9 protein-coding genes are annotated in these 9457 nt (G+C 58.3%); 4 read left to right on the forward strand and 5 right to left on the reverse strand.

What is annotated here, in order from left to right; all coding sequences use genetic code 11:
* Positions 1-11: 11 nt before the first annotated feature.
* The 3 genes from pgl to R2A130_RS09190 all read right to left on the reverse strand — a co-directional run bounded on the left by pgl (position 12) and on the right by R2A130_RS09190 (position 2754).
* Positions 12-719: a 6-phosphogluconolactonase gene (gene pgl, locus R2A130_RS09180; protein ID WP_009464792.1), complete on the reverse strand. Its 708-nt coding sequence runs from the start codon at positions 717-719 to the stop codon at positions 12-14.
* A gap of 32 nt (positions 720-751) precedes the next feature.
* Positions 752-2224, reverse strand: coding sequence for a glucose-6-phosphate dehydrogenase (zwf, locus tag R2A130_RS09185; RefSeq protein ID WP_009464793.1), 1473 nt, complete (start codon positions 2222-2224; stop codon positions 752-754).
* Between the two features lie 83 nt (positions 2225-2307).
* Positions 2308-2754 (reverse strand): GNAT family N-acetyltransferase, encoded by a 447-nt coding sequence (locus R2A130_RS09190; RefSeq protein WP_009464794.1) that lies wholly within the window; start codon positions 2752-2754, stop codon positions 2308-2310.
* Positions 2755-2826: 72 nt separating this feature from the next.
* Here R2A130_RS09190 and R2A130_RS09195 point away from each other — a divergent pair, with 72 nt between their 5' ends.
* Positions 2827-3573, forward strand: a complete 747-nt coding sequence (locus R2A130_RS09195; protein WP_009464795.1) for a glucose 1-dehydrogenase — start codon at positions 2827-2829, stop codon at positions 3571-3573.
* Here the strand turns inward: R2A130_RS09195 and R2A130_RS09200 are convergent.
* Positions 3570-4697, reverse strand: coding sequence for a PLP-dependent aspartate aminotransferase family protein (locus R2A130_RS09200; protein ID WP_009464796.1), 1128 nt, complete (start codon positions 4695-4697; stop codon positions 3570-3572). The genes R2A130_RS09195 and R2A130_RS09200 overlap by 4 nt on opposite strands.
* Entirely contained in the window at positions 4694-5632 is a 939-nt protein-coding gene (locus R2A130_RS09205) for a ChaN family lipoprotein (RefSeq protein WP_009464797.1), read from the reverse strand. Before R2A130_RS09205 ends, R2A130_RS09200 begins: the two co-directional genes overlap by 4 nt.
* A 125-nt stretch (positions 5633-5757) precedes the next feature.
* Here R2A130_RS09205 and R2A130_RS09210 point away from each other — a divergent pair, with 125 nt between their 5' ends.
* From R2A130_RS09210 to R2A130_RS09220, 3 genes are all read left to right on the forward strand, one after another.
* On the forward strand, positions 5758-6885 hold the full coding sequence (locus R2A130_RS09210; RefSeq protein ID WP_009464798.1) for a beta-ketoacyl-ACP synthase III: 1128 nt from the start codon (positions 5758-5760) through the stop codon (positions 6883-6885).
* 18 nt (positions 6886-6903) lie between these two features.
* Positions 6904-8253 (forward strand): DUF2254 domain-containing protein, encoded by a 1350-nt coding sequence (locus R2A130_RS09215; RefSeq protein ID WP_009464799.1) that lies wholly within the window; start codon positions 6904-6906, stop codon positions 8251-8253.
* Between the two features lie 105 nt (positions 8254-8358).
* The coding region (locus R2A130_RS09220; RefSeq protein ID WP_009464800.1) for an alkane 1-monooxygenase at positions 8359-9457 on the forward strand (1099 nt) is incomplete at its 3' end.

A 9457-nucleotide genomic window follows, 5' to 3' on the forward strand; every position in this document is an offset into this window, starting at 1 on the left:
CTCCAGTCGTTTTATGGAGCCCAGTAAACGTTCAGGTGGGCATCGGGGTGGCGCAGCACGTGGCGGATGGGCAGGTCGTCCGCCGGTCCGTCCTTCATTGCTTCTTCGAAAACCGCGCGTTTCTTTTCGCCTTCGATGTGCAGCACGAGATAGGTCGCCTCCACGATCACCGGTAGCGTCATGGTGATGCGCGGGTCCGGCACGTCTGGCGCTTCAACGCGCAAAAAGCTGGCGGCCTGTTTCGGGTCGGTGGCAGCCGCAAGCTGCGGGCTGCCGGGGAAGAACGAGGCCGTATGGCCATCTTCGCCCATTCCGAGAACCAGCACGTCGAACGGGCGTTCTTCATCTTCGGCCAGTTTTTCACCAGCCGCTGCAGCAGCCTCACCCGGTGTCATGGCATCGCGCCAGAGTGATAGAAACTCGCTGTCGGGATGGTCTTGCAGGCCAGCGTTATCGCGGATCATCCGTTCGTTAGAACGCTCGTGGGTCGGTGGGACGAAACGCTCGTCCACCATGGCGAGATAGGTCATATCGCTTTCGAAGGATGGGTTTTTCGCCAGCGTTTGCAGGAACAGTTTGGGCGTGGAGCCGCCGGACAATGCCAGCGATGCGAAATGCCCCGCCTCGATATCGGTCTCCAGCCGTGTCGCCACGTCCTCGGCCAATTGGTTTGCAAGGTCTTCGCGTGTCTCGAATTCTATGAACTGGTCTATGGCCATCTAGCGTGTCCCGTCGTTCCCTTGCATCGCGCTTAGCGCGTGCCATCGTTCCAAGTTCTGCTGTCGCGTTCGATCAATGCGATGGATTGCGATGGCCCCCAGGTGCCCGCCGTATAGGTAGCGACCGGGTGGTTGGTTTCGTCCCAAGCGTCGAAAATCGGATCGATCCACGCCCATGCGGCTTCCACCTCGTCGCGGCGCATGAACAGCGTTTGATTGCCGCGAATAACGTCGAGCAGCAGGCGCTCATAAGCGTCTGGCGAACGTCCGTCGAAGGTCTGGGCGAAGCTCATGTCCAACGGCACATGCTTCAATCGCATACCGCCGGGTCCGGGGTCTTTGATCATGATCCACTGCTTCACCGACTCGTCAGGTTGCAGGCGCAGCACCAACTGGTTGGAGATCGGTGTTCCGGCATCCTTGCCGAAAATCGCGTGGGGCACAGGCTTGAAGGAGATGACGATCTCGCTCATCCGCTCCGCCATGCGCTTGCCGGTGCGCAGATAAAACGGCACACCGGACCAGCGCCAGTTCTCTACTTCCGCCTTGATCGCGACGAAGGTAGCTGTGTCGCTTTCGTGGCCCAACTCGTCGAGATAGCCATCGACCTTGCCCTCGGGTCCGGCACCTGCGCGGTACTGCGCGCGCACTGTGGAACTGCCGACATTGTCGGCGTCGATAGGGGCAAGCGACCGCAGCACTTTCAGCTTCTCATCGCGGATGGAATCGGCATCGCCATTTGCTGGCGGCTCCATCGCCACGAGGCAGAGCAGCTGCATCAGGTGGTTTTGCACCATGTCGCGCATGGCACCGGCTTTATCGTAATATTCCGCACGATCTCCGACACCGACGGTTTCGGCCACGGTAATTTGCACATGGTCGATATGGGCGTTGTTCCAAAGCGGCTCGAACAGCGCGTTGGCAAAGCGCAGCGCCAGCAGGTTCTGCACGGTTTCCTTGCCGAGATAGTGGTCGATGCGAAAGACTTGTTCTTCATCGAAATGCGCGCCGACTTCGCGGTTCAGCGCCTGTGCGGATTCCAGATCGCGGCCCAACGGTTTTTCAATCACAAGACGGGAACGGGTGTCGGTGAGGCCATGCTTTTCCAACGCTTCGGAAATCGGGCCGAACAGGTTGGGGCCGACAGCTAGATAGAAAGCGCGGATGCGGTCTTCATCGCCCAGTAATTTCTTCAACTCGTCCCAGCCGTCGTCATCCGTCACGTCGAGCGAGAGGTAGTGTAGGCGGGCTAGAAAGCGTTTCAACGTGTCTTCATCGATCTGGTCGTCAGGCACGAATTCGCGCAGCGCGTCTTCTGCGAATTTTCGGTAGGCCTTGTCGGAGTGTTTCGAGCGCGATGCCCCGATCAACCGCGCCTCATCGGGCAGTTGGCCGTCATGGTCGCGGTGGTACAAGGCGGGCAGCAGCTTGCGCTTGGCAAGGTCGCCGGTGCCACCGAAAATGATATAGTCGAACGGGTCGACGGGGATGATCTGTGCGGTCACGGGTCATGCTCCAAGGGGAGAAAGGACGCTGTTCTTGATGTTAATCTAATCGGTTTAAGTCGCCAAGTAAATCGACGCGCTTGTCACACGTCTTTCGACAAATAAACGCGATCAAACCCATCTTCGATCCGCTGGTCGGTGATGCGAAATCCTAGTCGGTCATAGAAAGCCAGCGCTTCGGTCATTTTGGCGTTGGTGTAGAGGTCGATACGGGCGGCACCTTTTGCGCGGGCAAGATCGGCCAAATGGTCGAAAACAAACCGGCCAATTCCACCGCCTTGCCGTTGCGGATCGACCGCGATGTTTTCCATAAATAACGTGGCATCGGTCATGTGATGAACGCTGTAACCAACCGCATCGCCATCCGCCTCGATCACATGCAAATCACCATCTGCAAGGTGGGCTGCAAAGTTGGCCACCATCGGCGCAGGCTCACGCCCGATGCGCGCAACATAAGGCGCATAGGCGGCCCGTGCCCATTCGCTGACATTCGGCAGGTCGGTTTCGGTGGCTGGGCGAAGCGTAATCATACGCTCTTTCTATTGCTGGTTGCGGGGCATGACCATAGGCTTTGCTCACGCAAAAACGGGAGATCGATCGATATGCGAATGGAAGGAAAAACGGCAATCGTCACGGGGGCAGGCTCCGGCTTTGGTGAAGCGATTGCCACACGGTTTGCCGAAGAGGGCGCCAATGTCGTCATCGCCGATATTCGCGAAGATGCCGCTCATGCGGTGGCCTCTGCCATCGGCGCAAGTGCTGTGGGCATCGGCGTGGATGTGGCAACGCGGGCGGGCAACATCGCCATGCGTGATTGCGCGGCTGAGAGTTTCGGCCGCCTTGACACGTTCGTTTTGAACGCGGGCGTGACGCATAAAAACCAATCCGCGCTCACCGTGTCGGAAGCGGATTTCGATCTCATCACAGCGGTGAACATGAAGGCCATGTTCCACGCCACGCAAGTGATGGCAGATGATCTTGCGGCCTTCGGCGGCGGCAGCATCATCGCCACTGCCTCAACCGCAGGCCTGCGCCCGCGCCCCGGGTTGGTGTGGTACAACGCTTCGAAAGCCTGGGTCATCAACGCCTGCAAATGCCTCGCAGTGGAACTGGCCCCGCGAAACATTCGCGTCAATTCGCTGTGCCCCGTCGCATCCCCCACCGCGATGCTGTCCGATTTCATGGGCGAGGACACGCCGGAAATCCGCGAGAAATTTCAGGCTGTCATTCCGCTCGGGCGGTTCAGCCAGCCCCGCGATATGGCAAACGCTGCGCTCTATCTGGCAAGCGACCAAGCGGATTTCATAACTGGTGTAGCGTTGGAGGTTGATGGAGGGCGGTGTGTTTAACCCTCCAACGCCTGCACCAGATCACCGATCAGATCATCGGCATTTTCGATTCCCACCGACAGCCGCAGCAGATCATCCGGCACGGTGTCTTCGATGGTGTGGCGATGTTCGACAAGGCTTTCCACGCCGCCCAGCGACGTCGCCCGTTTGAACAGTTTCAGTCTACCGATTGCGGCAAGCGCGGCTTGACGACCACCAGCAACGCGGATTGACAACAGTGACCCGAAGCCGCCGCTCATCTGTCGTTTGGCGATGTCGTAGCCGGGGTCGGAAGCGAGACCGGGATAGAGAACGTGCGACACCGCACCGTGCGCTTCCATTGCTTCCGCCACAGTCATGGCCGAAGCGCACATGCGCTCCACACGCAGCGGCATGGTCCGCATTCCACGGATCAACAGCCATGCGGCGAAGGGCGAAAGCACCGCGCCTGCATCGTGGCGGTCGGCGCGAATATCGGTCCAGCGTTTCGATGCCGCTTCCGCTGTTACCAGCAATCCGGCCAGCACATCGGAATGGCCGTTGATGCCCTTGGTGGCGGAATGCATCACGTAGTCTGCACCATGCTTTAGCGGGTTAGAAATGACCGGCGTGGCTGCGGTCGAGTCGACGCACAGCACCGCGCCCAGCGATTTCGCCAATGCAGCGCAAGCGGCGATATCGACTGACTTCAAGTAGGGGTTCGACGGCGTTTCCGCCCAAACCACATCGGCTTTGCCGGTTACAGCATCGCGCGCTTCGGTGTTTGCCAGATCGACCTCGTCCAGCGTCACGTTGCGGCGGGCGCAATAGTCCCGCGTCCATTTTGTGGTGCCCCAATAGATGTCGGATTGCAGCACGATCCGCCCACCGGTTGGCACGGTTCGCAGAAGCGCCGCCACCGCCGCCATGCCGGAGGGAAACAACAGCGCCGCTTCGCCACCTTCTGCCTGACAGAGCAAATCTTCAGCCAAACGAACGAGATCATCATCATCACGGGAATAAAGATGATGGGGTGATGTCGGCACATTGTTTGTGTCGCGCACGAAGGTCGTGGCCGGTTGGATGACGGGCACCACGCCGCCGGTCGGTGCGTCTATGGCACCGCCCAGTTGGGCAAATAGCGTGTCGAGATTCTTATCGGTCATTTGGTTTTCTTCTTCATGGCGTCGCGCATCATCTGGCACGGATCATCGCGTTTCGCACGGGGCGTGAAAATCACGAAATCGGCCAGCTTTTCACCCTGTGCAGTCTTCACTTCGTATTGCTCCGGTGAGGTGCGCCCGTCCACCACTTCCATCAGCATGATGACGATGGTTTCACGTTTGGTCAAAAACGGCACGGCGCGGTCGCGGCGCACATGGCCGTTGCCCGCGATCAGCACGGCCTTGCCGCTGGCCGCATCGACTGCCGACGCCATCTTCGCATCGCGCAACCGCTGAACATCGGCCATGGCGGGCAGGGCGATTTCCGGCATCATGCCGCAATGGGATGTGGCGAGTTCGGCCATCAGAGAGTCCTTGGCGGCGGAAGGCAGAGGCGTTTCGAGATCGAGCCCCTCGCGCTGGGCTGACGACAGGTTCACCAACCCCACCTTCGACACCCGTCGCACCACATCGCGGTCGAAGGCGCCGGCCTTCAGCGTTGCGCCGCGTACGACAGCAGCCTCGAAGATCGGGCGGTAGATAGGCCAGCCGTACCAACCCCGCGCTTCCCATTCCAAGGCTTCGCCCAGCGCATCCATGTCGGTGGTGGCAGCGTCCAGCGCGCCCTGCAGCCTGTCCGGCACCATCTCGAAAACGACCGTGACCTTATCCGCCTTCAGTTGCCCGATGAGGTTGGCCTGCAAGACATGGTGATCGCGGTTGTCGTGTATCTCGCCAATCGCAAGCGCTGCTGTGCCGTTGGCAGCGTCTGCCAAATCACCGGGCGAAGCGGGCGTGATATCGGGATCGATTGCAAAAATACGCCCCACAAGCGGGTGGTCTGCGAGAAGCGTTTCCTGCCAGCGCTCCGGCACAAAGGCGTTTGCAGGCACGGTAGCGATGCCCAGTGCCAGTGTGGCGATCAACAGTGCTTTCATGGTGCTTCTCATCCTCTGCAAACTCGGCTCGCTGTTTTGGGCGAAAGACCATGTGGCCTCGCGTTGCATGCCCTGCATTTGACGCTTACGATAGCGTCAATCGAACAAGGATACGAACAGCAACCATGCGACCAGTCGTCATCAGCGGCACGGGCGTTTTTACGCCGCGCGAAACCATCACCAACGCCGAACTCGTCACGGCGTTCAACGCCTATGCGACCGCCGAAAACGAAACGAACGCCGACGCGATTGCGGCAGGTGACGTGGAGCCGTTGGCCATGTCCAACGAAGAGTTCATCTTCAAGGCGTCCGGCATTCAGCAGCGCCATGTGATGAACAAGAGCGGCGTTCTCGACCCCGATATCATGCACCCGAAACTGCCACAGCGTGATGATGGCGAGCCCGGCATCATGGCCGAAATGGCGGTGGATGCGGCCAGGAAAGCGCTCGCTGCTGCGGAGCGCAAACCGGAAGACGTGGACGCCGTTATTTGCGCCGCGTCGAACCATGAACGCGCCTACCCGGCCATCGCCATCGAGGTGCAGGAGCTGCTGGGCATTCAGGGCTTCGGCTTCGACATGAACGTTGCGTGTTCGTCGGCCACCTTCGGCATTCAGGCGGCAGCGGATATGATCCGCTCCGGCTCGGCCAATTGCATCATCATGGTGAACCCGGAAATCTGCTCCGGCCACCTGGAATGGCGCGACCGCGACTGCCACTTCATCTTCGGCGATGTCTGCACCGCGGTGGTGCTGGAGGCGAAGGAAAACGCAACGTCGGACGAGCAGTTCGAGATCATCTCCACCCGCTGCATGACGAAATTTTCCAACAACATCCGCAACAACAACGGCTTCCTGCGCCGCACCCGCCCCGATGGTGTGGGTGACAGGCGCGATATGCAGTTCATGCAAAACGGGCGTCAGGTGTTCAAACAGGTGGTGCCCATCGTCAGCCAGATGGTTGTCGAACATTGCACCGACGAGGGCATAGACCCCACCAAGCTGGATCGCATGTGGCTGCATCAGGCCAATAAATCCATGAACGATTTCATCGGCCGCAAAGTGCTTGGGCGCGAACCGACGCGGGAAGAACAGCCGAATATTTTGCAAGACTACGCCAACACATCGTCCGCCGGGTCCATCATCGCATTTTCGCAAAACAGCAACGATCTGGCAGCCGGTGCGTTAGGCATTATCTGTTCCTTTGGCGCAGGCTATTCGGTCGGCAACGTTATTGTCCGAAGGGTCGGCTGAGTAATTTAGGGCTAACCGTTGCCGACATTTAACAGCCTGCTGGACTATGTTTCAGCGATTGTCCGAAATGAAAAAATCCATGCCCGCCGCTTTGCAGGCTGGTTGCGCGAAAAGTTGTGGGTGCGTCCTGCGATTTACTGTGCCGGTGCCGTCATCGCCGTTTCGCTGAGCACGACTGCGAAATACCTGCCTTTTGCCGATCTCGCGCCTGAACTCGGCGAAAACCTGCTCTCCACATTGATGTCGATCCTCACGGCCAGCATGTTGGGAGTCACCGCCTTTGCGGTAGGTTCCATGGTGTCGGCCTTCAACTCTGTTGGCACCAACGCAACGCCGCGTGCGTTTTCCATCATCGTCTCCGACGACATTTCCAAAAGTGCGTTGTCGAGTTTTATCGGAGCTTTCATTTTCGGAGCAATTGGCACGATTGCGCTGGAGTCCAAGTTTTTCGACAAGTCAGAACTTTTCGCGCTGTTCTGCATAACCTTGCTTGTCTATGCCCGTGTCATTTGGGTTCTGGTGACTTGGATTGACGCCATCGCCCGGTTGGGGCGTATGGGCACGGCGATTTCCCGTGTTGAAGACGTCACGCGCAAAACGCTTGTTGTGGCAGCGTCCAATCCGCTGATGGGTGCCGGACCTTGGGACGATGGCGCGACAAAGCATTCGCCGGTATTCTCAGACGACGTTGGCTACGTTCAGGATATCGACATGTCGGCGCTTCAGGAGATCGCGAACAACAACGATATGATCGTCCACATCTCGGCATCGCCGGGCGCATTTGTCGGTCCCGGCAGGCCGGTGGCTTATGTCGAAGGGCGGTCTGAAACGTTCAATGATGCCAAGATCGCCAATGCGTTTTTCGTCGGCCAACAGCGCAATTTCGCTTCCGATCCGCGCTTCGGTTTTGTTGTCTTGTCGCAGATCGCAGCACGCGCTCTGTCCCCCGGCATCAACGATCCGGGCACCGCAATTGACGTGCTGGGTTCGGTCACGCGGCTGCTGATGGAATGGACGAAGAAGCGAACCATGCAGCAGATGAAATGGGAAAGCGGGTCGGATGCCGTGGAATTTTCACGCCTGCGCTACAAGCCTGTGACCGTCGATGAACTGCTTGAAAACGGCTTCGGTAGCGTCGCCGTTTATGGTGCGGGGCAGATTGAAGTCATGTTGCACCTTCAACGTTATCTGCAGCTGCTGGCGGCTGCCTCCGATGGAGGTCTCTACAATGCGGCAGAGAAATTTTCCGGTGAAGCGTTCGAGCGATCCAAATTGGAAATGGAATTCCAAGGCGACATCGACAAGATGAAACTGGAGCGCAAAGAGGTGTTGAGAATTGTAAAGGACAGCCGTAACACCATGAGCTGACTTGGAAACTGATCGGGTAACTATGCTGCGACAACGACGTGATTTGTCCTGTCCGTATCGGTGTTATAGGTTTCTCAAAATGCTGGTCGTCCGGGAGCCTGACCAATGATCTTTGTAGCCGAAACCAATGAAGCCGGTCGTGTCGAATATCGTGACACGAAGCGTTATTTATGGTGGCTGGGCTTTACCGTGCCGGTCATGCCCATCGTGGCAATTCTCCTTTATTATGGCTTGGGTGAAGCCGCGTGGGTCACCTTGCTTCCGGTCTTGTACTCTTACGTCTTTATACCGCTGCTCGATCTCGTGATGGGAGAAGATCACGCCAACCCGCCAGCCGAAGTGGTGGAGAAGATGGCGGAGGACAGCTACTACCGCGCCCTTCTGTTGCTCATCGTACCTGCTTTCTGGGTGATGTTGATCGCGTCTGCATGGTTCGTTGTCACCGCCGATCTGCCATGGTGGAGCTACCTTGCCATGACTGTGGCCTGCGGCATGGCATCAGGGACCGCGCTCACGGTGGGCCATGAACTTGGTCATAAACAGGGCCGCCTAGACCGCATGTTCGCCATGTTCGCCAACGCACTGTCAGGCTACGGCCACTTCTGCATCGAGCATAACAAAGGGCATCACACATGGGTTGCCACGCCGGAAGATCCGGCTTCGGCCCGTTTCAACGAGAGCATCTACGCTTTTGCCGGTCGTGAATTGCCGGGCACGCTGAAACGCGGTTTGCACCACGAACGCGAACGGCTGACGCGTAAGGGTTTCTCTTTTTGGTCTACCAAAAACGAAGTGCTTCAGGGATACGCGATCACGCTTGGTGTTTGGATCGCGCTCACACTCTGGCTTGGTCTCGCGGTGCTACCGTTCATCATTCTACAAAGCATAATCGGCTGGTTCCAGCTGACACAGGCCAACTATGTGGAACATTACGGTTTAAAGCGCAGCAAGAAAGAAAATGGCCGCTACCAGCCTGTCGAGCCGCGCCATTCGTGGAACACCAACCACATCGTTTCCAACCTAGTGCTGTTCCATCTACAGCGTCACAGCGATCACCATGCGAACCCTATGCGCCCCTATCAGGCGTTGCGGAATTTCGATGAACTGCCGCGTCTGCCGTCAGGCTACCCCGGGTGTTTCGCGCTGGCTTCCATTCCGCCGCTTTGGTTCAAGGTCATGAACCCGAAGGTCATGGACTGGGCTG

Origin of the sequence: Ahrensia sp. R2A130 (assembly GCF_000179775.1) — a bacterium.
Lineage (GTDB): Bacteria > Pseudomonadota > Alphaproteobacteria > Rhizobiales > Rhizobiaceae > Pseudahrensia.

Bases quoted from the DNA above. Each gene is read 5' to 3' on its own strand.
- R2A130_RS09190 (WP_009464794.1), bottom strand. From the start codon at position 2,754: ATGATTACGCTTCGCCCAGCCACCGAAACCGACCTGCCGAATGTCAGC.
- R2A130_RS09195 (WP_009464795.1), top strand. From the start codon at position 2,827: ATGCGAATGGAAGGAAAAACGGCAATCGTCACGGGGGCAGGCTCCGGC.
- R2A130_RS09200 (WP_009464796.1), bottom strand. From the start codon at position 4,697: ATGACCGATAAGAATCTCGACACGCTATTTGCCCAACTGGGCGGTGCC.
- pgl (WP_009464792.1), bottom strand. From the start codon at position 719: ATGGCCATAGACCAGTTCATAGAATTCGAGACACGCGAAGACCTTGCA.
- R2A130_RS09210 (WP_009464798.1), top strand. From the start codon at position 5,758: ATGCGACCAGTCGTCATCAGCGGCACGGGCGTTTTTACGCCGCGCGAA.
- R2A130_RS09205 (WP_009464797.1), bottom strand. From the start codon at position 5,632: ATGAAAGCACTGTTGATCGCCACACTGGCACTGGGCATCGCTACCGTG.